26 protein-coding genes are annotated in these 23,900 nt (G+C 72.2%); 17 read left to right on the top strand and 9 right to left on the bottom strand.

The window, feature by feature from the left end; translation table 11 throughout:
• The first annotated feature begins 9 nt into the window (after positions 1 to 9).
• Positions 10 to 597, top strand: a complete 588-nt coding sequence (locus tag JAP66_RS07665) for a TetR/AcrR family transcriptional regulator (protein WP_199430896.1) — start codon at positions 10 to 12, stop codon at positions 595 to 597.
• Here the strand turns inward: JAP66_RS07665 and JAP66_RS07670 are convergent.
• Complete coding sequence (locus tag JAP66_RS07670) at positions 583 to 2,040, bottom strand: aminotransferase-like domain-containing protein (RefSeq protein WP_307849478.1); 1,458 nt, start codon at positions 2,038 to 2,040, stop codon at positions 583 to 585. The two genes, JAP66_RS07665 and JAP66_RS07670, sit on opposite strands and share 15 nt — an antisense overlap.
• Positions 2,041 to 2,100: 60 nt before the next feature.
• Between JAP66_RS07670 and JAP66_RS07675 the strand changes: the two genes are divergently transcribed.
• Positions 2,101 to 3,276 carry a trans-sulfuration enzyme family protein gene (locus JAP66_RS07675; RefSeq protein WP_199430897.1) on the top strand — a complete coding sequence of 392 codons (1,176 nt, stop codon included), beginning with the start codon at positions 2,101 to 2,103 and terminating at the stop codon, positions 3,274 to 3,276.
• A gap of 3 nt (positions 3,277 to 3,279) precedes the next feature.
• Here the strand turns inward: JAP66_RS07675 and JAP66_RS07680 are convergent, their stop codons facing one another.
• Positions 3,280 to 4,257, bottom strand: a complete 978-nt coding sequence (locus JAP66_RS07680) for a sugar kinase (protein ID WP_199430898.1) — start codon at positions 4,255 to 4,257, stop codon at positions 3,280 to 3,282.
• Here JAP66_RS07680 and JAP66_RS07685 point away from each other — a divergent pair.
• Complete coding sequence (locus JAP66_RS07685) at positions 4,227 to 4,904, top strand: bifunctional 4-hydroxy-2-oxoglutarate aldolase/2-dehydro-3-deoxy-phosphogluconate aldolase (RefSeq protein WP_199430899.1); 678 nt, start codon at positions 4,227 to 4,229, stop codon at positions 4,902 to 4,904. The two genes, JAP66_RS07680 and JAP66_RS07685, sit on opposite strands and share 31 nt — an antisense overlap.
• A 4-nt stretch (positions 4,905 to 4,908) precedes the next feature.
• On the opposite strand, the gene JAP66_RS07690 is transcribed toward JAP66_RS07685, so the two are convergent.
• Together JAP66_RS07690 and JAP66_RS07695 are read right to left on the bottom strand one after the other, a co-directional pair.
• Complete coding sequence (locus JAP66_RS07690; RefSeq protein ID WP_199430900.1) at positions 4,909 to 5,613, bottom strand: GAF and ANTAR domain-containing protein; 705 nt, start codon at positions 5,611 to 5,613, stop codon at positions 4,909 to 4,911.
• A 53-nt stretch (positions 5,614 to 5,666) separates the two neighbouring features.
• Entirely contained in the window at positions 5,667 to 6,767 is a 1,101-nt protein-coding gene (locus JAP66_RS07695; protein ID WP_199430901.1) for an ABC transporter ATP-binding protein, read from the bottom strand.
• Positions 6,768 to 6,883: 116 nt separating this feature from the next.
• Here JAP66_RS07695 and JAP66_RS07700 point away from each other — a divergent pair, with 116 nt between their 5' ends.
• The 7 genes from JAP66_RS07700 (at position 6,884) to JAP66_RS07730 (ending at position 13,596) form a co-directional block, all read left to right on the top strand.
• Complete coding sequence (locus JAP66_RS07700; protein WP_307849479.1) at positions 6,884 to 8,068, top strand: ROK family protein; 1,185 nt, start codon at positions 6,884 to 6,886, stop codon at positions 8,066 to 8,068.
• Positions 8,069 to 8,243: 175 nt separating this feature from the next.
• Positions 8,244 to 9,095, top strand: coding sequence for a phosphate/phosphite/phosphonate ABC transporter substrate-binding protein (locus JAP66_RS07705; protein ID WP_199430902.1), 852 nt, complete (start codon positions 8,244 to 8,246; stop codon positions 9,093 to 9,095).
• Positions 9,095 to 10,297, top strand: coding sequence for a sulfurtransferase TusA family protein (locus JAP66_RS07710; RefSeq protein ID WP_199431121.1), 1,203 nt, complete (start codon positions 9,095 to 9,097; stop codon positions 10,295 to 10,297). Before JAP66_RS07705 ends, JAP66_RS07710 begins: the two co-directional genes overlap by 1 nt.
• Before the next feature lie 96 nt (positions 10,298 to 10,393).
• Positions 10,394 to 10,738 carry a Cd(II)/Pb(II)-sensing metalloregulatory transcriptional regulator CmtR gene (gene cmtR, locus JAP66_RS07715; protein WP_199430903.1) on the top strand — a complete coding sequence of 115 codons (345 nt, stop codon included), beginning with the start codon at positions 10,394 to 10,396 and terminating at the stop codon, positions 10,736 to 10,738.
• Entirely contained in the window at positions 10,735 to 11,415 is a 681-nt protein-coding gene (locus JAP66_RS07720) for a cation efflux transmembrane domain-containing protein (RefSeq protein WP_307849480.1), read from the top strand. Before cmtR ends, JAP66_RS07720 begins: the two co-directional genes overlap by 4 nt.
• Complete coding sequence (locus tag JAP66_RS07725; RefSeq protein WP_199430904.1) at positions 11,412 to 12,701, top strand: flavin monoamine oxidase family protein; 1,290 nt, start codon at positions 11,412 to 11,414, stop codon at positions 12,699 to 12,701. The genes JAP66_RS07720 and JAP66_RS07725 overlap by 4 nt, the downstream gene beginning before the upstream one ends.
• 61 nt (positions 12,702 to 12,762) lie before the next feature.
• Positions 12,763 to 13,596 (top strand): spermidine synthase, encoded by an 834-nt coding sequence (locus tag JAP66_RS07730; RefSeq protein ID WP_199431123.1) that lies wholly within the window; start codon positions 12,763 to 12,765, stop codon positions 13,594 to 13,596.
• A gap of 51 nt (positions 13,597 to 13,647) precedes the next feature.
• Here JAP66_RS07730 and JAP66_RS07735 read toward each other — a convergent pair whose 3' ends face one another.
• Positions 13,648 to 14,229, bottom strand: coding sequence for a TetR/AcrR family transcriptional regulator (locus tag JAP66_RS07735; protein WP_199430905.1), 582 nt, complete (start codon positions 14,227 to 14,229; stop codon positions 13,648 to 13,650).
• A gap of 71 nt (positions 14,230 to 14,300) precedes the next feature.
• Here JAP66_RS07735 and JAP66_RS07740 point away from each other — a divergent pair, with 71 nt between their 5' ends.
• The gene (locus JAP66_RS07740) at positions 14,301 to 15,833 is read left to right on the top strand and encodes a class I adenylate-forming enzyme family protein (RefSeq protein WP_199430906.1); all 1,533 of its coding nucleotides are present in this window, start codon (positions 14,301 to 14,303) and stop codon (positions 15,831 to 15,833) included.
• A gap of 18 nt (positions 15,834 to 15,851) precedes the next feature.
• Here JAP66_RS07740 and JAP66_RS07745 read toward each other — a convergent pair whose 3' ends face one another.
• On the bottom strand, positions 15,852 to 16,376 hold the full coding sequence (locus JAP66_RS07745) for a DUF3558 family protein (protein WP_199430907.1): 525 nt from the start codon (positions 16,374 to 16,376) through the stop codon (positions 15,852 to 15,854).
• A 106-nt stretch (positions 16,377 to 16,482) separates the two neighbouring features.
• Between JAP66_RS07745 and JAP66_RS07750 the strand changes: the two genes are divergently transcribed.
• Both JAP66_RS07750 and JAP66_RS07755 read left to right on the top strand, forming a co-directional pair.
• Positions 16,483 to 17,631, top strand: coding sequence for a hypothetical protein (locus tag JAP66_RS07750; RefSeq protein ID WP_199430908.1), 1,149 nt, complete (start codon positions 16,483 to 16,485; stop codon positions 17,629 to 17,631).
• Positions 17,624 to 18,058 carry a hypothetical protein gene (locus JAP66_RS07755; RefSeq protein WP_199430909.1) on the top strand — a complete coding sequence of 145 codons (435 nt, stop codon included), beginning with the start codon at positions 17,624 to 17,626 and terminating at the stop codon, positions 18,056 to 18,058. The genes JAP66_RS07750 and JAP66_RS07755 overlap by 8 nt, the downstream gene beginning before the upstream one ends.
• A gap of 19 nt (positions 18,059 to 18,077) precedes the next feature.
• Here JAP66_RS07755 and JAP66_RS07760 read toward each other — a convergent pair whose 3' ends face one another.
• On the bottom strand, positions 18,078 to 18,467 hold the full coding sequence (locus tag JAP66_RS07760) for a DoxX family protein (RefSeq protein WP_235998876.1): 390 nt from the start codon (positions 18,465 to 18,467) through the stop codon (positions 18,078 to 18,080).
• Here JAP66_RS07760 and JAP66_RS32030 point away from each other — a divergent pair.
• Both JAP66_RS32030 and JAP66_RS07765 read left to right on the top strand, forming a co-directional pair.
• Positions 18,415 to 18,783, top strand: a complete 369-nt coding sequence (locus JAP66_RS32030; protein WP_235998896.1) for a hypothetical protein — start codon at positions 18,415 to 18,417, stop codon at positions 18,781 to 18,783. The genes JAP66_RS07760 and JAP66_RS32030 overlap by 53 nt on opposite strands.
• Before the next feature lie 155 nt (positions 18,784 to 18,938).
• Positions 18,939 to 19,502 (top strand): RNA polymerase sigma factor, encoded by a 564-nt coding sequence (locus JAP66_RS07765; protein ID WP_199430911.1) that lies wholly within the window; start codon positions 18,939 to 18,941, stop codon positions 19,500 to 19,502.
• Here the strand turns inward: JAP66_RS07765 and JAP66_RS07770 are convergent.
• Positions 19,496 to 19,717, bottom strand: a complete 222-nt coding sequence (locus JAP66_RS07770; protein ID WP_199430912.1) for a hypothetical protein — start codon at positions 19,715 to 19,717, stop codon at positions 19,496 to 19,498. The two genes, JAP66_RS07765 and JAP66_RS07770, sit on opposite strands and share 7 nt — an antisense overlap.
• A gap of 79 nt (positions 19,718 to 19,796) precedes the next feature.
• Positions 19,797 to 20,627, bottom strand: a complete 831-nt coding sequence (locus JAP66_RS07775) for an aldo/keto reductase (RefSeq protein ID WP_199430913.1) — start codon at positions 20,625 to 20,627, stop codon at positions 19,797 to 19,799.
• A gap of 366 nt (positions 20,628 to 20,993) precedes the next feature.
• On the opposite strand from JAP66_RS07775, the gene JAP66_RS07780 reads away from it, so the two are divergent.
• Positions 20,994 to 23,456: a sensor histidine kinase gene (locus JAP66_RS07780; protein WP_199430914.1), complete on the top strand. Its 2,463-nt coding sequence runs from the start codon at positions 20,994 to 20,996 to the stop codon at positions 23,454 to 23,456.
• Positions 23,457 to 23,461: 5 nt separating this feature from the next.
• Positions 23,462 to 23,893: a roadblock/LC7 domain-containing protein gene (locus JAP66_RS07785; protein WP_199430915.1), complete on the top strand. Its 432-nt coding sequence runs from the start codon at positions 23,462 to 23,464 to the stop codon at positions 23,891 to 23,893.
• Positions 23,894 to 23,900 lie beyond the last annotated feature (7 nt).

Genomic DNA, 23,900 nt, shown 5'->3' on the forward strand with positions numbered 1-23,900 from the left:
GAGATCTCCATGACAGCGGGGCCGCGCGAACGCCTCGTCGACAGCGCGATCACGCTGATCCGCGAACGCGGGGTGCACGCGACCGGGCTCACCGACCTGCTCGAACACAGCCGGACCGCGCGGGCCTCGATCTACCAGCACTTCCCCGGCGGCAAGGCCGACCTCATCGCGGAGGCGACCCACGCCGCCGGGCGGCAGATGGACACCTTCGTCGCCGGAGTCCTGGAGTCGGGGGCGCCGCTCGACGCCATCGACGCCCTGCTCCGCTGGTTGCGCAGGACGCTGCGGGACACCGACTTCGCCGTCGGCTGCCCGGTCGTGGCCGCCGCGCTTTCCGGCGCCGACACAACGGCCGCCCGCGAGGCGGCCGCGAGTGCGTTCCGGGGCTGGCAGCGGACCCTTGCCGCCGCCTTCACCCGCGAGGGGCTGCCCGAGGCGACCGCGGTGTCGCTTGCCGGCTTCGTGGTGAGCGGTATCGAGGGTGCGCTCGTCCAGGCACGCGCGATGCGGTCGGTCCAGCCGCTCGACGACGCCCGCGTGCAGCTCGCCGCCCTGCTGCGCGGATACCTCGGCGAAACAGGGTCAGACGACCAGTGACGTGAGCGTCGCCGAGCCGCCCTTCGCCGGGGTGTAGTCGCGCCACGCCTCCGCGAGACGGCGGACGGCCTCGGTCAGCTTGCCGGGGTCCGCCAGGAACGGGACCCGCAGGTGGTCGTCGCTGTGCCCGGACACGTCGAGCGAGCCGCCGGGCAGCACGGCGACACCGTGCCGCAGGGCGCGCTGCGCGAACGAGACACCGTCGCCGTAGGGCAACCGCACCCACAGGGTCTGGCCACCGCTCGCCGGGCGGAACTCCCAGCCGGGCAGCAGCGCCGCCAGGTCCGCGCAGAGCCGGTCGTGGTTCTCGCCGAGCGCGGCCACCCGCTCCTTGCGCAACGCGTCGAGGTCGCCGACGAGCTCGGCCGCGGCGAGCTGGGCGAAGACGTTGCTGCCGAGGTCGTGCACCGCCTTGAGCCGGGCCAGCCGCAGCACGAGCGACGCGGACGCACGGACCCAGCCGACGCGCAGCCCGCCCCACACGCTCTTGCTCAGCGAACCGGCCGTGGCGACGACGGCGCCGTCCGGTGCGAAGGCCGCGAGTGGCGGCGCCACCTCGCCCGCGAAGCCCAGGTCCGCGAGCACCTCGTCGTCGATCAGTGGCACCCCGGCAGCGGCGGCCGCCTCGGCGATCCGGCGGCGAGCCAGGTTGGAAAGCACGTTCCCGGTGGGGTTGTGGTGGGTGGGCACGAGGTAGGCGGCCCTCGGCCGCTCGCGCAGCGCGTGCACGAGCGCGTCGACGTCCAGCCCGGCCGCGCCGCTCGGCACCGAGCGCAGCACCGCCGCCGACTCCCGGAACACCTCGATCGCGCCGGGATACGTCGGTGCCTCGACGAGCATCCGGTCACCGGGACCGAGGAACAGCCGGGCCAGCAGGGACAGCCCCTGCTGGGCGCCGGAGGTGACGAGGATCTGGCCGGGCTCGGTCGGCAGGCCGCGCCGCGTGTAGCGCTCGGCGAGTGCCCGCCGCAGCGCCGGATGGCCCGCGGGGTGGTAGCCGATGTCGCCGGCGATCGGGTACGTGAGCGCCGTGGCGTAGGCCTCGGTCACCGCCGCCGGTGCGGTACTGACCGCCGCGCAGGCGAGCTGGATGACCCCGTCCGGCGGCTCGAGCAGGTGGAGGAACAGCGGGCTCGCCGTGTCGCCTGCCGGGCCCGGCTCGGGCTTCAGCGCCGCGGGCGCCACGCGCGTCCCGCTGCCCTGCCTGCGGACGATCCTGCCGTCCTGGCACAGCGCGTCGTAGGCCGCCACCACGGTGCTGCGCCCGACCGTCAGCGCGGCCGCGAGCGTGCGATCCGCGGGCAGTGCAGTGCCGGGCGGCAGCTCACCGTCGTTGATCATCCGGCGCAGCCGCGCGGCCAGCAGGACGTACAGCGGGCCCCGTCCGGCCGACCAGCGGCCGAGCCGGGCGAGGAGATCGTCGAGACCCATTGGTCTGTTCACCAGACCAATCTAGCCGTATTGGCTCTGTGCCCGGAACGGGTTTTCTCGAAGACTGCGCACATGACCTACCACCGCGAGACCCGGGCCGTGCGGATGCCCGCCCTCGATCCGGTACGGGGCACCCCGGTCGCCGTGCCCCTCTACCAGACCTCGATCTTCGCCTTCGACGACGCGGCCTCGCTCGGCGCCGCGATGAACGGCCCCGACGGCGCCTTCGCCTACAGCGGCTACGGCAACCCGACCGTGCGGGCCCTGGAGGACGCGCTGACCGGCCTGGAGGGCGGTGCGGCCGCGCTCGCCACCTCGTCCGGGATGGCGGCGGCCAGCTCGGTCCTGCACGCGGCCCTGCGGCGCGGCGACCACGTGATCGCCCAGCAGGCGCTCTACGGCGGCACGTTCGCCGCGCTGCGCGACCTCACCGACCGCTGGGGCGTCGAGGTCACCTACCTCCGCGGCGACGACCGCGCCGAGCTGCGCGCGGCGCTGCGGCCGGAGTCCCGGATGCTGTGGCTGGAGACGATCGCCAACCCCACCGGCTTCGTCCCCGACCTGCCCGCGCTGGCCGCCGAGGCGAAGGCCGCCGGGCTGACCACCGTCGTCGACAACACGTTCGCCACGCCCCTGCTGTGCCGCCCGATCGAGCACGGTGCCGACGTGGTCGTCCACTCCGCGACCAAGTACCTCGGCGGGCACCACGACGTCGTGGGCGGCGTCGCCGTCTTCGCCGACGCCGACGAGCACCGCCGGACCTGGGTGCAGGCCATCGAACTCGGCACGCTCGCCGATCCGTTCGCCGCCTGGCTGCTCCTGCGGGGGCTCAAGACGCTGCCGCTGCGGGTCGGCAGGCAGTGCGCCAACGCGGCCTTCCTCGCGGCGCGGCTGGTCGAGCACCCCGCGGTCGCGGCCGTGCACTACCCGGGGCTGCCCGGCCACGGCAGCCACGAGCGGGCGAGCCGCCTCCTCGACGGCGGGTACGGCGGCACCGTGGCCTTCGACCTCGACGGCGCCGACGCGGCGCACGCCTTCATGGGGGGCCTGCGGCTGGTGCTGAACGCGGGCTCGCTCGGCGGCACCGAGTCGGTCACCATGCATCCCGCCACGACCTCACACCGGCACCTCGACGCCGACGCGCTGCACGCGGCCGGGGTCGGCCGGGGCCAGGTCCGCATCGCGCTCGGCGTCGAGCATCCCGACGACCTGTGGGCCGATGTGGAGCAGGCACTGAAGCCCGTCTGACCGTCACCGACAGGGCGTGGGCAGATCGCCGGAGGTCTCCACGATCCTGCCCGCCTCGGTACTCGCCAGCTCGGCCGCGGCCACGGAGTCCTCACCGCGCAGGGTGGCCGCGAGAAACCCGCCGAGGAAGGCGTCGCCCGCACCCACCGGATCCACCACCTCGCGAGCCCTGGCCGGCACGTGCACGACCCGGTCGCCGTCCAGCACCCACGCGCCGTCGGCGCCACCCTTGACCACCGCCTGCCCGCAGCCCGCGGCGCGCGCGGCGGTCAGCGCCTCGCCCGGGTCGTCGGTGCCGAGGATCGCCGGTGCCTCGTCGAGTCCGAGCACGAGGAGGTCGGTCCGGTCCAGCAGCGAGCGCACGAGGGAGGCCACCAGGTCGAGATCACCGAGCGCGGGCCGCAGGTTGGGGTCCACGACCAGCAGCGCGCCCGCGGCCGCCGCGCCCGCCGCGGCGGCGCGCACGCATTCCCGGGGGCCCGTTCCCAGCGCCGCGGTCAGCCCGGAGACGACGATCGCCGACGGCCGCGCCGCGAGGCCGCGCTCCGCGTCGGTGATGTCCATTGTGGACGCGGCAGAGCCGTGTCGGTAGTAGTACGCCCGGCGCTGCCCGTCGGCCAGCGCCTCACGGAGGAAGAAGCCCGTCGGTGCGCCGGGCTCGTCCGCCATCAGCGCGTCGTCGACGCCCTGCTCCCGCAGGATCCTGCGCACGCGGCGGCCGAGCGGGTCGGCGCCGAGCCTGCTCACCAGCGCGGAGCGCAGCCCGAGCCGGGCCACGGTGGCGCACACGTTGAACTCCGCACCGGCGGCGCCGAGCGTGAGCGAGCCGGTGTCCTCGATCGAGGTGCCCCGCTCCGGCATGGCCAGCGCCATCACCTCGCCGAACCCGGCGACGTCGAGCGTGCGGCCGCCGTTCGGAGGCGGTGCGGGAATGGTGACACCATGCGGTGATGGCGTACTTCGAGGATCGGCGGAAGACACAGGGCGATGGTGGCATGACGGCGCTCGACCGGGCCGTCGGCGTGGCGCCGATCGTCGCGATCGTGCGGCTGCCCGGGGCGGACGGCCTCGTGTCCGCCGCGCGGGCAGTGCTCGCCGGTGGTGTGCGGGCGCTGGAGATCACCCTCACGACGCCCGGCGCCGCGGCGGCGGTGACCGAACTACGGGGCACCGTGGACGGCGACGTGGTCGTGGGCGCGGGCTCCGTCCGTACTCCCGCCGACGTCACCCGCGCCGTCGACGCGGGAGCGCAGTTCCTCGTCACCCCCACGACGCGGCCCGCCGTGCTCGACGCGGCCGCGGGCGTTGGCGTCCCGGCGGTCGCAGGCGGGTTCACCCCGTCCGAGCTCGACCTGGCCCGCGAACACGGGGCCGCGTACCAGAAGCTGTTCCCGGCGAGCGCCGTCTTCGCCGCGTACGTGCGGGAGGTACTGGCCCCCATGCCGGACCTGCGGATCGTGCCCACCGGCGGGATCACCGTCGAGCGGGTCGGCGAGTACCGGGACGCCGGGGCCGCCGCGGTCGCGGTCGGCTCGGCACTCGTCGACGCGCGCACCACCGCGGAACGGGACTGGGGCACGCTGACGCGGCGCGCGGAGGCGTTTGTCGCCGCGTGGGAGGACCGCTGACCGGTCAGCGGGCCCCTGGGATCTCACCCGTCTTGTTGATCAGGCGGGCGACCTCGCGCAGCTTGACGTTGCGGACCTGCGAGGACTTCCGGAGGATGCCGAACGCCTCGTCCTCCGACACCTTGTGCCGCTCCATGACGATGCCCATCGCCTCCCCGATGTCCTGCCGGGTGGCGATCGCGTCACGGAGCTGGGCGTCCCGCCTGGCGTTGGCGAGTCCGACCGCCGCGTGCGAGGCCAGCACCCAGCCGACCTGCTCGGAGTTTCCGGTGAACGCGGACGGCCTGCGCGAGTACAGGTCCAGCGCGCCGAGGTTCTCCTCGCCGGTGAACAACATGAAACCCATCATGCTGCCGATGCCGAGCTCGCGCGCTCGCGGCGTGTACCGCGGCCAGCGGTGCGCCGTGGCGTTCAGATCGGCGATGCGGTAGACCTCTTCCTCGTCCCTGGCGGCGTCGAAGCACGGCCCCTCGCGCAGCTCGCCCTGGATCGTGTTGGAGTCGCGGGCCAGCCGCGAGGTCGCCGCCACGCTCTCGTACTCGTCTCCACGCACGACGAGAATGCTCGCGTCGTCGCAGCCTTCGATCACTCGCGTCGCGTGGTAGGCGATGCGGTCGAGGGTGCTCTGCACAGAAGCCTGGGCGAGCAGGTCCCTGGCCATCTCGGCCAGCGTGACCGCCAGCTTGTCCGAGTCCTCCTCGCCAGGCATGTAAGGCGTCTTCCCCGGCCGCGCGGTCGGCAAACCGCGCGGCCGGGAAGTGGTCAGGACGGCAACCGCTCGCCGGACTCCGGGTTGAACAGGTGTGCCTCGTCCGGGTTGGCGACGGTGATGTTGACGACCTCGCCGAGCCGGGGTGGCTTGCGGCTCTCGGCCCGCACGATGACCCGCGTCGACCGGTCACCGATCTGCACCGAACCGTGCACGTAGGCGTCGGCGCCGAGCTCCTCGACCAGCTCTACGTTCAGCTTCATCGCGGACTCGCCGGAACCGGCCAGCTGCAGGGCCTCCGGGCGCAGCCCGAGGGTGACGCTGTCCAAGCCGGCCCGCTCCGCCGCGGTTCGGGTGGCGCGCGGGATCGGCACCGTCAGGCCGTCGAGCTTGGCGCCCTCGGCCGTGAGCGGCACGGTCTCCAGGTTCATGCTGGGGGAGCCCATGAAGCCGGCGACGAAGGCGTTGGCGGGCGTGTCGTAGAGCGCGCGCGGCGTGTCGCACTGCTGCAGCAGACCGTCCTTGAGCACCGCGACCCGGTGCCCCATCGTCATGGCCTCGACCTGGTCGTGGGTCACGTAGATGGTGGTGGTGCCGAGCCGCTTCTGCAGTGCGGCGATGTTGGCGCGGGTCTCCACGCGGAGCTTGGCGTCCAGGTTGGACAGTGGCTCGTCCATGAGGAACACCGCGGGCTCGCGCACGATCGCGCGGCCCATCGCCACGCGCTGGCGCTGACCGCCGGAGAGTGCCTTGGGCTTGCGGTCGAGGTAGTTGGTGAGGTCCAGCAGTTCCGCGGCCTGCTTGACGCGGGCGGCGATCTCGGCCTTGCCCACCCGCTTGAGCTTCAGCGCGAAGCCCATGTTCTCGGCCACGGTCATGTGCGGGTAGAGCGCGTAGGACTGGAACACCATCGCGATGTCGCGGTCCTTGGGCGGCATGTCGGTGACGTCGCGGTCGTCGATGAAGATCGCGCCCTCGTCGACGTCCTCCAGTCCGGCCAGCATGCGCAGCGCGGTCGACTTGCCGGAACCGGAAGGGCCGACCAGCACGAGGAACTCGCCGTTGGTCACCTCGAGGCTCAGCGTGTCCACCGCGCGTACCGGGGGAGTGGAGGGGAAGACGCGGGACGCCTCCCGGTAAGAGACCTCGGCCATGTCGCTCGCACCTTTCGTCGCTTCGTCGCGGGCGGACGACCTGTCTACCGGTCCCGGCGCTGCTTCTGCTATAGATAATAAAGACATCATCTTTACTATTGCCGCGGAGAGTGCCTGTGACCGGCGCCGGAGGACAGACCGTCCGCCAGCACAACCTGGCCCTGCTGATGCGGCTGATCTGCGATTTCGCGCCGGCAACCAGGGTCGAGCTGGCCGAGCGCGCCGGGCTGACGAAGGTGACGGTCACCAACCTGGTCGCCGAGCTGGTGGACGCCGGGCTCGTGCACGACCTCGGCGTGACACAGCGCGGCGGTCCCGGGCGGCCGGCGAGCCGCGTCGCGCCCGATCCGCTCGGCCCCGTGGGCATCGGCCTCCAGGTGGAGGTCGACCACGTCGCCGGATGCGTGGTCGACCTGTCCGGGCGGGTGCGCCGCCGCGAGCTGCGGCGGGCGGACATCCGGCGGCTGTCCCCGGCCGAGGGCGTTCGCGCGGCGCGTCCGGTGCTGCGCCGCCTGTTCGATCACGCGACGACCGCGGGGCAGCTCGTGGCCGGGATCGGCGTCTCGGTTCCGGCGCTGTTCACGCGGGACCGGGACGGCCAGCCGCTGGTGCGTGCCGTGCCCGCGCTCGGCTGGGGCGACGTCGACGTGCGCGGGCTCGTCGCGGCGGAACTCGACGCGATCGGCGCGCTCGGTGTCGGCGTCCGGGTGGGCGGCTCGGTGCGGTTCGCGGCGCAGGCGGAGTGCGGCGGGGACGGTGCCGTGCTGTACGTGGGCGGGGAGGCGGAGGTCGGTGCGGTGCTCGCAGGCGGCGGCGCCGGGCACCGCGGCGAGCCGGGCTCGCTCGGGCACGTGCCGGTGCGTCCCGGCGGCAGGGGGTGCCCGTGCGGCCGCACCGGCTGCCTCGACCGTTACGCGGGGCGGGCGGCGATGGCGGAGGCCGCGAGGCTGCCGGAGACAGCCCTGCCGCGGTTGCTGTCCGGCACCGAGCCCTTCGCCGAGCGGGTGTTCGAGGGCGACGCGGCCGCCGGGCGAGCCGCGGCCGAGGCGGCGCGGACGCTGGCGGACGCCCTGGCCGCGCCGCTCGCCGTGCTCGATCCCGCGGCGATCGTGCTCGGCGGAAGGCTGGCCGCGCTGGGGGAGGTGGTGCTGGAACCGCTCGGCGACCGGCTCGCCGAGCAGCACACCTGCCCGCCGCTGCACGCAGGCAGGCTGGGCCCCGACGCCGCGCTGCGCGGAGCGGCGTGGAGCGTGCTGGCCGATGTCGTCGCCGATCCGCTGGGCTGGTTCGAGAAGCCCTGAGTGCCGCGAGTCCCCCGTCCAAGCACGCGAGTTCCGCGTTCGCGATGCCGCGAGTGCGCAACTCGCGGGCCTGAGTGCGGGACTCGCGGCCGGTCGTGTTTGCCCGCGCCGATCCCGGGTAACTCCGGCGCCGCGGTTCTGGACGAGTGCGAGCGGTCCGCCGAGAGGGGACGCGATGACGTTGCTGATGGGTGGCGTGGCCTATGACCCGAAGGTCGTCACCATCTGGGCCGGGTTCCGCGACTGGCTGCGGGCCCACGATCTGGACTACGACTTCGTGCTCTACTCGAACTACGAGCGGCAGGCGGAGGACCTGGTGGCAGGCCGGCTCGACGCCGCCTGGAACTCGCCGCTCGCGTGGCTGCGCTGCGAAAGGCTGGCCGCGGCCGCGGGCCGCCGGGTCGACCCGCTCGTCATGCGGGACACCGACCGCGACCTCACGTCCGTGCTGCTCGTGCGCGCCGACTCCGGCTGCGCGACGGTGGCGGACCTCAAGGGCCGCACGGTCGCGCTCGGCGCCGTCGACTCGCCGCAGGCCACGCTGATCCCGGCAACGTTCCTCCGCCGGGAGGGCCTCGTCCCCGGCGAGGACGTCACGATCCGCCGGTTCGACGTGGGCGTCGGCCTGCACGGCGACCACATCGGCGGTGAGCGCGACGCCGTGCGGGCGCTGCTGGCCGGCGAGGTCGACGCGGCCGCCGTCGTCGACGCCAACCACCTGCTGTTCGGTCAGGAGGGCACCCTGCCGCCCGGCAGCACCCGCGTGCTCGCGCAGACGCCGCCCTACGACCACTGCAACATGACCGTCGTCGACACCGCGCCCGAGGAACCGGTGCGGCGCTTCGGTGAGCTGCTGCTCTCCATGTCGTACGCGGACCCCGCGATGCGTCCACTGCTGGACCTCGAAGGGCTGTCGCGCTGGGAGGACGGGCGCACCGGCGGGTACGGCGCGCTGGCGGTGGCCGTCGACGAAACCGGCTTCTACGACGCCGAGGGCCGCGTCACCGCGCCGGAGTACGTGCCGTGATGGCGCCGCGCGTGCTCGACCTGCGAGGTCTGTCCTTCGAAAGTGGCGCGCACCTGCTGGTTCAGCGTGCGCTGCGCGATCTCGCGCCCGGCCAGCGGCTCGGCGTGACCGGCGCCGATCCGGCGCTCGAGGTGCACCTGCGCGCATGGTGCCGCAGGCACGGGCACCGCGTCCGGTCGCCAGAGACCGAGGGCGAGCGGGACGCGCGGGCCTGGATCGAGCGGGGCAGCGCCGACCTCGACCGGTGGGCGGATGCCGAGCGGGCCGGAGGGCCGTCCGCCGCGGACACGGTCGCCACCCCGCCGGGGCACTGGGGGCTCGCGGCGCGCGGCGCGCTGGTGGAGTCCGGCGGGCCGGAGCCGCCGTTCGACCTCAACCACCGCGACCTGGTGTGGGCGGAGATCGCGCCGTCGCTGTACCGGCACGCCGCGTCCGCGCAGTGGGATCCGGAGACGGCCGTCGACTGGGGCAGCGAGTTCGCGCTGCCCGACGAGATCGAGCGGGCCGTGGTGCAGGTGATGACCTATCTCGTGGAGAATGAGCAGGCTGCCCTGGTCGTACCGGCGAGGCTGCTCGCCCGGATCCATCCGCACTTTCGTGAGGTGATGCAACTGCTCGCCGTGCAGGCCGCCGACGAGGCGCGGCACGTCGACGTGTTCACCCGGAGGGCCCTGCTCAGCGGCGGTGAGCTGGGCACGTCGTCGGTGAGCGGCAGGGAGTCGCTGGAGACGCTGCTCACCGAACCGGACTTCTCGCTGGCGTCCTTCCTGCTCTCCGTGCTGGGCGAGGGCAGCTTCCTCAACCTGCTGGAGTTCCTGGACACCAACGCGCCCGACCCGGTGACCCGCCAGGTGACCGCCCTCGCGCGCCGGGACGAGGCGCGGCATGTCGCGTTCGGCGTCGCCCATCTGCACCATCAGTCCACGCTCGACCCCGCGCTGCGCTCGCGGCTGCGGGCCGCGGTGGAGCGGCGGCACGACTCGTTGCAGGACACCGCGGGCCTCAACCAGGACGTGTTCGACTCGCTGGTGGTCCTCGCCGCGGGTGAATGGACTCCGGACGCGATCGCGCGTGGCTGGGAGAAGGTGCGGAAACTGCAGGAGGAGATGGACGACGGCAGGCAGCGGCGGCTGGTGCACCTCGGCTTCCCCGGCGACGAGGCCGCCGAGCTGTCCCGGCTGCACACCCGCAACTTCATGTAGCCCGCCGCCCTCGTGAGTGCGTAACAGTGTTCTAACTCGCGTAGCCACTCACGAGGGGAGGTGGCGCATGTCATCCAACGCTGTATTGTTTTGCATGTGCTGACCTATGAGACACGCGAGTCGGCGCTGGCCAGGCTCGGCCGCGCGCTGGCCGACCCCACCCGGTGCCGGATCCTCGTCGCGCTGCTGGACGGGCAGCGCTACCCGGGCAAGCTGGCGGCTCAGCTCGGTCTGAGCCGGTCGAACGTCTCCAACCACCTGTCGTGCCTGCGCGGCTGCGGCCTCGTGGTCGCCTCCTACGAGGGCAGGCAGGTGCGCTACGAGCTGGCCGACCCGCACCTTGAGCGGGCGCTCGGCGAGCTGTTGCAGGTGGTGCTCGCGGTGGACCCGGTCGAGGACTGCGTCGACGATCTGCCGCCCGTCCCGGCGGAGGCCCCGTGACAGCCATCTCGCCGGATCGCCGCGCACTGCTCTCTCGGCGGGTGCGGTGGCTGGTCGCGGCCACGATCACCTACAACGTCGTGGAGGCGATCGTCGCGATCTCCGCGGGCGCGCTGGCATCCTCGGCCGCGCTGATCGGCTTCGGCCTCGATTCGGTGATCGAGGTCGCGTCCGCGGCGGCGGTCGCCTGGCAGTTCGCCGGCGCTGATCCCGAGGCCAGGGAACGCATCGCGCTGCGGGTGATCGCGGTGTCCTTCTTCGTGCTGGCCGCCTACGTCGCCGTGGAGTCCGTGCGCTCGCTGTTCGGTGGTGCCGCGGCCGAGGCGTCCCCGGTGGGGATCGGGCTCGCGGCGTTGTCGCTGGCGATCATGCCCGTGCTGTCCTACACCCAGCGCAGGGCAGGCCGGGAGCTGGGCTCGGCGAGCGCGGTCGCCGATTCCAAGCAGACCCTGCTCTGCACCTACCTGTCCGCGGTGCTGCTCGTCGGGCTGCTGCTCAACGCCCTGTTCGGCTGGGCGTGGGCCGACCCGATCGCCGCGCTGGTCATCGGCGCGGTCGCGCTCAAGGAGGGCCGCGAGGCCTGGCGCGGCGAGCACTGCTGCACGCCGATCCCCACGGCGGCCGCGAGGGAGTCCGGCGACGGCTGCCGCGACGACTGCTGCGACGAGGACCGGTGACCGTCCGCCGCTGCCAGGTCGTGGTCGCCGGTGCCGGGCTGGCCGGGCTGACCGCCGCCGATGCCCTGACCGGCGCCGGTGCCGATGTGCGCGTGCTCGAAGCCGCTCCGGCGGTCGGCGGGCGCGTGCGCGGTGCGGCCGTGTCTTCCGGACCGGTCGTGGACACCGGCGCCGAGTTCGTGGGGCACAACCATCGACGGCTGCGGGCACTGCTGGCGGAACTCGGGCTGCGCACCGAACCGTCCGGCCTCGGCCGGGCGCCGGTGCTGTGGCGGCTGCCCGGGGGTTCGCGGGTCTCCCGGGTACCGCCGGTGCCCGTGGCCGAACTGGCCCGGCTCGGGCGCGGCTGGTGGCGGCTGCGCCGCGGGGCCCTTGCGCTGGATCCCGGCAGTCCCTGGCGCTCACCCGAGGCCGCCGGGCTCGACGAGTCGAGCCTGACCGAGTGGCTCGCCGCGCGGGGCGTCGGCCGGGCCGGTCTCGACGTCACCGAGGCGGTGCTCGGAGGGTTCGCCACGGTTCCCGCGGACCGGCTGTCCGCGGCACATGCCGCCTGGTGGATCGCGGCCGCGCGCGGCCTGCTCGCCGCACTCCGCTCCGGCCAGGAGCGGATCGTCACGGGCGGCGCTCACCGGCTTCCGCCGTCGCTCGCCGGGCGGCTGCGGCACGGCGTGCGGACGGGTAACCCGGTGCACGCCTTGCTGGAGCACGCACGTGGCGTCGAGGTGCGTACCGCCGAGGAGACCTGGGCCGCCGATGCCGCGATCGTGGCACTGCCGGTGCCCGCCCTGCGTGCGGTCGAGCTGGACCCTGCTCCGCCCGCGCCGTGGCGGGCGGCGGTCGAGGCGCTGCGCTACGGCAGCGCTGTCAAGATCGCAGCGGTGAGCACGGTGCCACCACCCGTGACGCACCGCGCCGTGCTCGGCGGGCATCCGCTGGCCGTCGCGTGGCGGCACGGTCGCACGCTGGCCGGGATGGGCACGACCGGCGCGCCCACCGCCGCCGACCTGGCGGCCGCGTTCGGCCTGCGGGCCGGTGACCTCGCCGGTGTCGTGTGCACCGACTGGACCAGGGAGCCGCACATCGGTGGCAGCTACCTCGCCTGCGCGCCCGGCCAGCTCACCGGCCACGTCGCCGCGCTGGCCGGCGGTGACACCCGGCGGATCCGGTTCGCCGGCACCGAGCGCGGCGGCTGGCCCAACTCGATGGAGGGGGCGGTCCGGTCCGGCCAGGCCGCCGCGCGCCAGGTCCTCGGTGGTGCGTACGGTTATTGGTCCGACTTTTCCTGACACGAAGGGAGCAGGGCAGTTGACCGAGTTCGACGGTGAACGGGTGCTCCGGGAGCCGCTGATGCCCGGGCTGTCACAACTGTGGGAACTCGACGACGTGTTGTGGGAGGGCGACACGGCCTACCAGCACGTGGCGTTCGCGAAGACGGCCCAGGGCGTGTCGATGTTCTGCGACAACGACCCGCAGAGCACCGAACTCGCCCAGCTGCACTACCACGAGGCGCTGCTGGTGCCCGCGCTGCTGCTCGCCGAACAGGTCGACCGGGTGCTCGTCGTGGGCTCCAGCGAAGGCGTGATCAGCCAGATCGCCGTGCGGGCCGGGGCGAAGCAGGTCGATCACGTGGACATCGACCGCGAGGCCGTGCGGCTGTGCGCCGAACTGCTGCCCTACGGCTACACCCCGGACGAGCTGGCCAGGGCCGAGCGCGGTGAAGGGCCGGTCCGGATGCACTACGCCGATGGCTGGGAGTTCGTCCGGCTGGCCGCGGAATCCAGTGTGGACAAGTACGACATCGTTGTCGCCGACCTGCCCGGCGAGCGCGAGGACGACGCGCAGCACAACCGGCTGTTCGGCACGGACTTCCTCGGCCTGTGCCGCTCCGCGCTCACCGAGGGCGGCGTGGTGTGCTCCCAGGTCGGCTGCCCGACATTGTGGCTGAACACCATGCTGCGACGGTCCTGGCAGCGGTTCAACGACGTGTTCGGCACGGTCGCCTACTACGGCTCCGACGAGTTCGACTGGGGATTCCTGTGCGGCCGCGGGGACGAGATCGCCGATCCGACCGCCCTGATGGTCGAACGGCTGCCCGCCTGCGGCTACCGCCCGGCGACGCTGGATGCCAAGGCGCTGGTCGGCGGCAGTGTCCTGCCGTACAGCGTGCGGCACGCGCGCTGACGTCACCCCCGCCTCGTGAGTGCGTACCCGAGTTCTAACTCGGCTGCGCACTCACGAGCCGGGCAGCACCCGCTCGGCCCACAGGTCGAGGAGGTCGGTGGCGAGCCGGTCGCGCTCGCGCAGCACGCTGGTGAGGGCCAGCCCTCGGAGCAGCATCAGCAGCGACTCGTAGGCCAGCCGCGCCTGCTCGCGGTCATCCGGCACCGCCTCGGCGAACACCTCACGCAGCGCGCTGCCGAGCCTGCGCTCCGCGGGCAGCAGCGCCCGGCGCAGCGACTCGTCGGTGCGGGCGGCCATCCACAGCTCCAGCCCGGCGAGGAACAGCGGCCCGGACATCACCGCGTGCAGCGCGTCGACCAGGTCGCGCACCGCCCGCGGGCCGGGTTCGACGGCCGCCGCGACCACTCTGAGCCGGTCGAGTTGCCGCTCGGCGATGTGCTGGATCGCGGCGACGAACAGGTCCGCCTTGGCGCCGAAGTGGTGCAGCAGCGCGCCGCGCGACACCCGTGCGCGGTCCTGGATGCGCTGCGTCGTCGTACCGGCGTAGCCGTGCTCCACCAGGCACGCCACGGTTGCGTCGAGCAGGCGCAGCCGGGTCTGGTCGCGCTGCTGGCTGCGGCTCAGTGTGGACACGGCGGGAAGCCTACGAGTCCATTCCGTTGACAGTCTGGACGGACTGCGAAGTGATCACTAACGTGCCCCCGGTGCGCACAGTTGATCTGATCCGGCGAGGTGCCCGGCGGTACCAGGACCGGACCGCGGTGGTGGTCGGTGATCGCGAGCTCAGCTTCCGCGACGTGGACGAGCTGTCCAACCGCGTCGCCAACGTGCTGATCGGTCTCGGTTACGGGCGCGGGTCCCGGGTCGGGCTGCTGCTGAACAACGAGCTGTGGTCGGTGCCGGTCGACTTCGCCTGCGTCAAGGCGGGCATCGCCAGGGTGCCGCTCAACGCGCGGCTCTCCCTCGCCGAGCAGGCGAAGATGCTCACCGACGCGGACGTGAGCCTGCTCGTCCACGGCGCCGACCTCACCGAGCGGGCACTCGCCCTCGCCGACGAACTCGACGGCCTGCGGCTGGCCGGCCTCGGGCCACGCAACCGCGCGGGCGATCTCGACCTGGCAACGGAGACCGAGCGGGCCGCCGCGGCCGACCCGCTCGCCCCGGTAGAGCCGGACGACGTGCTGCTCGTCCTCTACACCTCGGGCACCACGGGAACGCTGAAGGCCGCCAAGCACACCCAGGCCAGCTACGCCGCCATCAGCACGAACATCCTGGCCAACCTCGTGTCCCCCGGCCGCGACGACGCGATGCTGCACGCCGCGTCGCTCATCCACGCCAGTGGCACGTTCCTGCTGCCCTACTGGTTGCGCGGTGCCCGCTCGGTGGTGCTGCCCGGCTTCGACCCGGACACCTACGTGCGGGCCATCGGCGAGCACCGGATCACCGGGGTGAATCTCGTGCCGACCATGCTCGGGATGCTGTTCACCAGCGGCGTGCTCGACGGGGCCGACGTGTCCACCGTGGACACCATCGTCTACGGGGCGAGCCCGATGCCCCGCCCGCTGCTGGAGCAGGGCCTGGAGTTCTTCGGCAACCGGTTCGTCCAGTACTACGGCCAGACGGAGGCGCCGCTTTGCCAGACCGTGCTGGACAAGGCGGACCATGCCGAGGGCGGCGCACTGCTGGGCTCGTGCGGGCAGCCCGCGGTCGACGCGGAGATCATGCTCGCCGACGCGGACGGCGCGCCGGTCGCACCCGGTGAGATCGGCGAGATCCGGGTGCGGGCGCCGTTCACGATGGCCGGTTACCACCGGGCGCCGGAACTCGACCGCGAGACCTTTGCGGGCGAAGGGTGGCTCCGGACCCGCGACCTCGCGCGCGCCGACGAACGCGGCTACCTGTACCTGGTCGACCGGGCCAGCGACATGATCGTCACCGGCGGCTACAACGTCTACCCGCGCGAGGTGGAGGACGCCCTGCTGGCACACCCCGCGGTCGCCGAATGCGCCGTCGTGAGCGCCCCGGACCCCACCTGGGTGGAGGCCGTCACGGCGTTCGTCGTCCTCCGGCGCGGCGCCGGGCCGTCCGCCGACGAGTTGCGGGACGTGGTGCGCGAGCGCCTCGCCCGGTACAAGGTGCCAAGGCAGATTCACTTCGTGGACACGATCCCGAAGTCACCGGTGGGCAAGATCCTGCGCCGCGCCCTGCGCGATCCCCTCTGGACCGGTCAGGACTGAGGAGCCCGTTCGCGCGGGCTACCAGCCCAGCCGCTCGACGATCTTCTCGGCGGTGCCGGCCACCGTGTCGCAGAATTTCCGCCCCGGCTCGGCCGTGTCGGCGGTGCGGACCTCCAGCTGCACGTATGCCCGCGTCGCGTCGATGTCCAGCTGGCACTTGATCGATGTCTCCCCCGTGACATGGGCGGTCTTGCCCGCCACCGTGATCGTGCGTTTCGCGTCGTCGGTGACGATCTCCGGCGCGGGCGGCTGCCAGAGCAGTACCGAGACCGTGCTCCGTTCCGGGCCCTCCCACTCGCACCGCGGCCTGCCCTGATCGTCGGTCCTGGCCGGCTCGCCGGGCGTGCCGCCCAGGTAGGCGGCGGTCTCCTCGGCCGTGAGCAGCTCGCACGGATCCTGGTCCCGCCAGCCCTGTGCCGTCGTCGTGCTGGGATCGGTGCCGGGATCGGCTTCGGGGGGCGTCTCCTCGCCGCAGCCGCCCAGGACCAGCAGTCCGGCAGCCGCCGCCGTCGTCAGTACCCGTCGAGCCAGGCGGTTCGGCACCTCGTGCTCCATTCCTTCGAATGAGTTTCGGTGAACCGGCAGTGGCCGGCCGACCGGTCTTGTACGGTTCCAACCTAACCAAAGTGGATAGAGACTGGGGGAAAGGGTGGGCGAAGGTTTCGCGGTAGAGGAAGGGCACCTGGCCGGTTTCTCGGTGCTCTCGGGCGAGTTGTCCGGGCAGGTCGCCTCGCTGATGGGGCATGTGAGCAGGGAGGCGCGTCCGGATACCGGATACACCGGGCTCATGGAGCTTCTCAAGCCCCCGGTCGAGGCATACGCGCAGGCCACGACGGTGCGGCTGGCCAATCGTGTCGACCGGTTCAACGGTATGGCCAAGGAACTGAACCGCGCGGCGTGGATGTACACGGGGCAGGACGAGGAGGCCTACCAGACCTTCGACGACCCTCGGATGCCCTGGGAACCGACCGGCTACAAGGACTTTCCCGATCCGGTCTCCTACTCGCCCGGCGAGGAACCCGCGCTGGACGCCCCACCCCATGAGGATGCCGACGTCCGTGGCCTCCTGGACGAGGTGGGCGGGCTGATCAACACGGTGGACGACGCGATCGCGTTCATCACCGGGTGGAGCCCGGTGAGCGCGCTCGTCGAGCCGATGTCCGGCAACTGGACCGAGCTGTCCAGGGCGGGAACAGTGCTCACCCAGACCGGCGACGGCGCCGAGGTCGTCGCGCACAACCTCACATCCCAGCTGGCTACTTTGGACGGCCACTGGGACGGCGGCGCCGCGATGGCGTTCTCCGAGTACGCGGGCAAGATCGCTGCCGCGATCGAGATGGAGGGTCCGCTCAACCGGATCGTCGCGCACGTCTACACCGCCGTGGCCGGAGAGGTCGAGAACGTCGCCCAGTTCATGGTCGGCACCCTCAAGACCGCGGTGGACAAGATCGTCCAGGCCGCGGCGACCGCCTGGATCCCGGGCGCAGGCTGGGTGAAGATCATCGATGCCGTGCGGACGGCGATCGACATCATCCAGGAGGCGAAGGCGCTCATCGAGTCCCTTGAGGAAGTGATCAGCCAGGTGCAGACCGTGGTCGACGCCGCGGAGGACCCGATCGGCTTCATCGAGGGCAAGGTCGAGGAGAAGATCGCCCCGATCCTCGAGAAGGTCGAGCAGGTGGAGACCGGGGTGAGCATCGCGGAGGACGTGGCCGCGCTGGCCGATGCCGATGCGCTCAGCGATATGCCGGAGGACAACTACTCCGTCGGCGAGGACGCGAGGAGGCCGGGTGCCTGACTACGTTCCGGCGCATCTGCGGGCGCCGCTCGCGTCCTTCGAGACGGCGCTCGCCGACTTCCGCACCCAGCGGATCCGGCTGGAGCAGCGCGAGGTTCCCGACACACCGGCGGTCGACGCGGAGAAACTCGCGGAGGCGGCCGAGCGGCCCGACGCACCCGAGAAGCTCAAGGCCGTGGCGCGCGCCGTCGCGGAGGGTAGAGCCACCTGGGACGATGTCGCCGAAGGGCGCGTCGAGGCCGCACCCGAGGTGCGGGAGCTGTTCGCCGCGAGCGGCCCCGGGATCGTGCGCGGGATGGCCGAGGCCGAGGAGGAGGAAGCACGGCTCGCGGACGCCGAGGCGGACCGTCAGCGTGCCGCGCGCCGTGCCGATGAGGACGAGGAGGAGGACTTCAGCCAGCGCGACTTCCTGAACGGAGGCTGGTGAGTCCTCGCCGTGCCGGGGCTCAGGCCCTGGCCCGGCGCCATGCGTTGTCCAGCGCCCACGAGCCCGGGCCGAGCACCGCGATCAGCAGGAAGATCCAGCTGAACAGCGCGGCCTGCTCGCCCTGGTTCTCCAGTGGGAACAGGCCGAGCGGCAGGTGCACGACGAAGTAGGCGTACGCCATCGCGCCCGAGCACAGCAGCGCCGCCGGCCGGGTGAGCAGCCCGAGCAGCACCAGCCCGCCGCCGGCCAGGCAGATCACGCTCGCCCACCAGCCGGGCCACATTCCGGCTGGCACGGCGGTGCCGTTGCCGTCGATCCCGCCGAACGCGCCGAAGATTCCCTGCAGGCCGTGGCAGATGAAGAGGAACGACACCACGACCCGTACGGCGGCCAGTGTCCCGCCGCTCAGTCGGGCCGGTGCCGCCGTCGTGCTCGAAGTACCGGACGTGGTGCTCGAAGTACCGGACGTGGTGCTCGAAGGACCGGACGTGGTGCTCGAAGTACCGGTCGTGGTGCTCGAAGTACCGGACGTGGTGCTCGAAGGACCGGACGTGGTGCTCGAAGTACCGGTCGTGGTGCTCGAAGTACCGGACGTGGTGCTCGTGGTGCCGATCATGGTGGGAGTCCTTCCGCTGGTGCCGGTTTTGCCTTTCACCGACACGTCGAACGGGCGGAGCCCCGATCGACACCCGCGCGGAACTTTTTCGCCTGGCGCATGTTTGTAGGTAGCTCTACGCCGCCGCGGCAGGCAGGGTTGCGTGGCCGCGCACCGGCGAGTTGCTCATTCCGCCCGGTCGGCGGGTTTTCGTGCCCGGTCAGGGAGTCCCCGCCGGCCCCGCCTGGCGTCCCAGTAGGGACATCACGAGGGCGGGAGGTCCTGATGCGAAGACCGGATGCCGGGAAGAAGCCGTTCCGGCAGGTGAGCACCCCGGATCGTGCGGCGCTCGGTGAGCTGGTCGTCCGGTTCGCGCCGCGAACGCGCGCGGCCGTGCGCCGCTACCGGCTCTGCCGCGACGATCAGCTGGACGTGCTGCAGAACGTCTGGGTGCTGCTGTTGCTGAACCGGCATCGGGTCCGCGAACCGGAACGGATCTCGGCCTGGTTGTGCACGACCGCGGGCCGCGAGGCGCTACGCGTGGTGCGCAGGGCAGGGCGGGAGCTCCTCCGCGATCCGAGCACTGTGGACGGTGCGGAAGTGTGTTCGTGCGAGGAAACCGTGCTCCGGGACGAACGGGACGGCGTGCTGTGGCGGCTGGTTGCCCGCCTGCCGGAGCCGGAGCGCCGCCTCGCCGAGATCCTCGCGCACGAACCGCGGCTCAGCCGCGAACGGCTGGCGGAGCGGATCGGTGTGCCGGAGCGCGCCGTCGCACCGATCCGCTCCCGCTCTCTCCGGCGGCTGCGCCGGATGCTCGCCGCCGAAGGGATCACCGGGACGTGTCACTGAAGGTGCCTGCGCCTGCTGTCGTCCCACCGGCGCGCCGCCACCAGACCGCTCAGCACCGCCAAGATCGCCAGCACGGCCGCGACCACGACCGGCCACCACTCGGCCATGGAACTCGCGACGATCGCCTGGGCGACGGCACTCGCGGCGAAGGCGAGTGCGATGAGCAGCCAGACGATTCGCTGATGAAAGGCCGGCTTCCCGGCACGTTCGAGCATCGGCGCCGGCCCTCCCTCATGTGGATACTCACTGGTATCGCCGCGGCGGCCCGGTAAGTTACCGACGGGGCCGGAAGCCTCAGGCGACGTCGAACTGGTCCGGGTGCGGCCCGACCCGGCTGCCGTTCTCCAGCTTGGCGAGCACGGCCAGGTCCTCCTCGTCGAGTGTGAAGCCGAACACGTCGATGTTCTCGGCGATCCGGGCGGGGGTCACCGACTTCGGGATCACGATGTTGCCGAGCTGGATGTGCCAGCGCAGCACCACCTGCGCGGGGGTCCTGCCGTGCTTGCGTGCCACCTCGCCGAGTGCCGGGTCACCGAGCAGGCCGCCCTGCGCGAGCGGGCTCCACGCCTCGGTCGCGATGCCGTGCTCGGCGTGGAACTCGCGGAGCTCGGCCTGCGGCAGGTTGGGGTGCAACTCGATCTGGTTCACCGCAGGCACGGTGTCCGTCTCGTCGAACAGCCGCCGCAGGTGGTCGATCTGGAAGTTGGACACGCCGATCGCCCGGATCCGGCCGTCGGCGTACAGCTTCTCGAAGGCCCGCCAGGTGGCGACGTAGTTGTCGCGCTTCGGCAGCGGCCAGTGGATCAGGTAGAGGTCGAGCTGGTCCAGCCCGAGCTTGCGCATGCTCTCGTCGAACGCCCGCAGGGTGGCGTCGTAGCCCTGGTCGGCGTTCCACAGCTTCGTGGTGATGAACAGCTCGTCCCGGGCTATGTCCGCGTCGCGGATCGCCGCGCCGACGCCCTCCTCGTTGCGGTAGGCCGCGGCGGTGTCGATGCTGCGGTAGCCGGTGCGCAGGGCGTGCCGCACGGCCTCCGCCGTCTCCTCCGGTGGCACCTGGAAGACGCCGAAGCCGAGCTGCGGAATCCGCACGCCGTTGTTCAGGGTGATCGTCGGGACCTCGCCCATAGCGGTACTGCCTCCCGTGTCTTGACCGATTCTGTCCATGGACTGCAACGCGAGCGCCCTGATGGGCGATTCCCTCTCGTGTGCAACCACCCGAACGTGTAACAGAGGTGACTATGAGTCGATAAATCGATCGTCATGTAGCCTATCCGGGCGTGCCGGAGCCCGGTCCTGCTCAACGGCGTAGTGGGTCGCATCACTCTGGGCAGACTTGGGCCGGACGGAGTAGTGAAGTTGACTCATGTTTGCCCTGCTGCATAACCTCCTGCTGCCAAGCAGGAGCCCCAACGGCTGTTCCGGCGGAAGCAACAACTCGGGTGCGGGGACCCATACCGATCACAACGAGTCGCTGGAAGGGCCAGATTCGCGGTGAAGAAGATTTTCCGGACGCGTGCTCGCCGCTCGTCGATCCGGTTGCGAGTGCTCGTGATCGCGTTCGTGCCGAGCGTCGTCCTGCTGCTGGCCGGTATCGCACTGGCCGGCTACCTCGTCTACGACGCGGCCAAGGCACGTGACTTCGCGACCAAGGTCCACGAGGCCGCCGAACCCGGCGCCCGGTTCTTCGGTGCCGTCCGCGAGGAGCGGCGGCTGACCCTGCAGGACCTCGCCAGCGGCGGCGCGAACCGGGCCGAACTGGTCGAGCAGCGCGGGGCCACCGACCAGGCGGCCGCGGCCATCAGTGCCGAGCTGCAGGGCATGGTCGGCCAGGCTCCGCAGAACGTCCTGCAGAGCATCAACGCGACCGCACAGCAGCTCGGCAGGCTGCCCCAGTTCCGCCAGCAGGTCGATGCCGGGCAGCCGTCGCTGCAGGAGGCGTACACCTTCTACAACCGGATCATCGACCAGTTCGCCGAGGGCCTCAACGGGGTCGCCCAGGAGGCGCCCGACGCCGAGACCGCCTACCTGCGCGTGACGGCGATGCCGCTGTTCATCAGTGCGGACGCGATGTCCCGTGGTGACGCGCTCGCCGCGGCGGGCGTGGTCGGCGGTGGCCTCACCGAGCAGGAGTTCCGCACCTACGTCGGCCAGATCGGCGCGTACCACGCGGGCCTCGAGGGCGCGGTCTCGCAGATGATCCCCGAGGTCCGGCAGCAGTACGAGCAGCTCATCGAGAGTGAGGCGTGGCAGACCCTCACCACCGTCGAGAACGCGTTCCTGCGGGGCAACCAGACCGAGCTGCCGGTACCGGAGGAGCAGTGGCGCCGGGCGGCGTCCGAGGTCGGGCAGACCCTGATGGGTCTCTACATCCAGCAGAGCTCCAACGCCACCGACATCGCGCTCGACGACGGCGAGCAGACGCTGATCAGCTCCATCATCGCGGGCGCGGTCGTGCTGCTGCTGTCCGTCGGTGTCTTCCTCCTCGCCTGGCGGTTGTCCAACCGCCTCGTGCGCAGGCTGGCACGGCTGCGTGAGGAGACCCTGGACATCGCGGACCAGCAGATGCCGGAGCTGGTCAGGCGGGTCCGGGCAGGCGAGGACGTCGACCTGGACAGCGAGGTGTCGTTCCTCGACCACGGCGAGGACGAGATCGGCCAGGTCGCCGACGCGTTCAACAAGGCGCAGCAGACCGCCGTCTCCGCCGCCGTCGAGGAGGCCAGGACCCGGGAGGGCACCCGGAACGTCTTCCTCAACATCGCGCACCGCAGCCAGGTGATCGTGCACCGGCAGCTCCAGGCGCTGGACCAGGCGGAGCGCAAGCAGGAGGACCCGGACCAGCTCGACATGCTGTTCAAGCTGGACCACCTGTCCACGCGGGCGCGGCGCAACGCCGAGAACCTCATCATTCTCGGCGGCGAGCAGCCCGGCAGGCAGTGGCGCAACCCGGTCGCGCTCGCCGACCTCGTGCGGGGCGCCACCGCCGAGACCGAGGACTACAAGCGGGTCAGCGTCGGCAGGCTGCCCGCGCTGGCGGTGGCCGGCCCTGCGGTCGGCGACCTCGTGCACCTGCTCGCCGAACTGATCGACAACGCCACCGCGTTCTCGCCGCCGCAGTCGCGTGTCGAGATCCGGGGCGACGTGGTGGGCCGGGGCATCGTGGTCGAGGTCGAGGACCAGGGCCTCGGTATCGAGTCCGAGCACAAGGAGGAGCTCAACGAGCTGCTGCGGGACCCGCCCGACTTCGGCATCATGGCGCTGTCCGAGGAGCCGCGGCTCGGCCTGTTCGTGGTGGCGCGGCTGGCCGCGAAGCACGGCATCACGGTGTCCCTGCGCGATTCCGCCTACGGCGGCACGCGGGCCATCGTGCTCGTGCGTTCCGAGTTGCTCAGCCAGTTGCCGGACGAGGACGACAGCGCGGAGATCGAGGACGCCGTTCCCGCGCAGCAGAGCCCGGGGTTGCGGCGCAGGCCGGACCCGGTGGGCGCGCCACCCGAGGCGCCCGCTCCGCCCGGACCGCAGGGCAGGCCCGAGCTGCCCACGCGCAACGGCTCCTCGGCGGAGGGCCGCCAGCGGGTGGACATGTTCCGGCCGCCGCCGCAGCAGGGCACCCGGCCGCCACGCCAGCACGGTCCGCAGCACGAGGCCCGTCCGCCGCAGGACGCCCGGCCACCGGCACGGGAGCCGAGGCCGCCGCAGCCGAGCGGGCCGCCGCAGCAGGGCGGGCCACCACCGGCGGGCGGAGTGCTGACGCCGAACCGGCCCCCGTTGCCCCGGCGGCGGCGTCAGCAGAACATCGCGGCGCCGTTGAAGGACGACGGCCCTGCCACCGAACAGACGGAGCTGCTCACGGCGGACGATCCCGAAGAGGCCCGCAACCGGCTGGCCGCCTTCCAGCGCGGTACCTGGCGGGCACGAGAGCAGGACCCCGGCCACCACGACCATTCTGGAGACTGAGAGCCATGGCCAACGCGGCAGTCAACGAACTCGACTGGTTGCTCGACGATCTGATCAAGCAGGTCGCGGGCGCAGACCGCGCCGTCGTGCTGTCGGCCGACGGGCTGCTCATCGGCCGGTCGAGCAATCTGTCCGAAGACGATGGTGAGCACCTTTCCGCCGTGGCGTCCGCCTTCCAGAGTCTCGCCAGGGGAACCGGGCGGCACTTCGGTGGCGGTCCGGTGCGGCAGACGGTCGTCGAGATGGAGCGTGCGTTCCTGTTCGTCACCGCGGCGGGCAACGGGGCGTGCCTCGCGCTGCTCACCGCCGACGACGCCGACATGGGTATGGTCGCTTATGCGATGAACATGTTGGTCAAGCGCGTCGGTGCGGTGCTGAGTGCGGCGCCCCGCGCGGCGGGACCGGAGAACTACGACCTGCGTGAGGTGAGACAGTGAGCGCGGC

It is taken from the genome of Qaidamihabitans albus (assembly GCF_016464705.1).
Lineage (GTDB): Bacteria > Actinomycetota > Actinomycetes > Mycobacteriales > Pseudonocardiaceae > Qaidamihabitans > Qaidamihabitans albus.

Coding starts and splice junctions, on each gene's coding strand:
- JAP66_RS07665 (WP_199430896.1), top strand. CDS start 10: ATGACAGCGGGGCCGCGCGAACGCCTCGTCGACAGCGCGATCACGCTG.
- JAP66_RS07675 (WP_199430897.1), top strand. CDS start 2,101: ATGACCTACCACCGCGAGACCCGGGCCGTGCGGATGCCCGCCCTCGAT.
- JAP66_RS07685 (WP_199430899.1), top strand. CDS start 4,227: ATGGCGTACTTCGAGGATCGGCGGAAGACACAGGGCGATGGTGGCATG.
- JAP66_RS07690 (WP_199430900.1), bottom strand. CDS start 5,613: ATGCCTGGCGAGGAGGACTCGGACAAGCTGGCGGTCACGCTGGCCGAG.
- JAP66_RS07695 (WP_199430901.1), bottom strand. CDS start 6,767: ATGGCCGAGGTCTCTTACCGGGAGGCGTCCCGCGTCTTCCCCTCCACT.
- JAP66_RS07705 (WP_199430902.1), top strand. CDS start 8,244: ATGACGTTGCTGATGGGTGGCGTGGCCTATGACCCGAAGGTCGTCACC.
- JAP66_RS07710 (WP_199431121.1), top strand. CDS start 9,095: ATGGCGCCGCGCGTGCTCGACCTGCGAGGTCTGTCCTTCGAAAGTGGC.
- JAP66_RS07730 (WP_199431123.1), top strand. CDS start 12,763: ATGCCCGGGCTGTCACAACTGTGGGAACTCGACGACGTGTTGTGGGAG.
- JAP66_RS32030 (WP_235998896.1), top strand. CDS start 18,415: ATGAAGAGGAACGACACCACGACCCGTACGGCGGCCAGTGTCCCGCCG.
- JAP66_RS07765 (WP_199430911.1), top strand. CDS start 18,939: ATGCGAAGACCGGATGCCGGGAAGAAGCCGTTCCGGCAGGTGAGCACC.
- JAP66_RS07770 (WP_199430912.1), bottom strand. CDS start 19,717: ATGCTCGAACGTGCCGGGAAGCCGGCCTTTCATCAGCGAATCGTCTGG.
- JAP66_RS07775 (WP_199430913.1), bottom strand. CDS start 20,627: ATGGGCGAGGTCCCGACGATCACCCTGAACAACGGCGTGCGGATTCCG.
- JAP66_RS07785 (WP_199430915.1), top strand. CDS start 23,462: ATGGCCAACGCGGCAGTCAACGAACTCGACTGGTTGCTCGACGATCTG.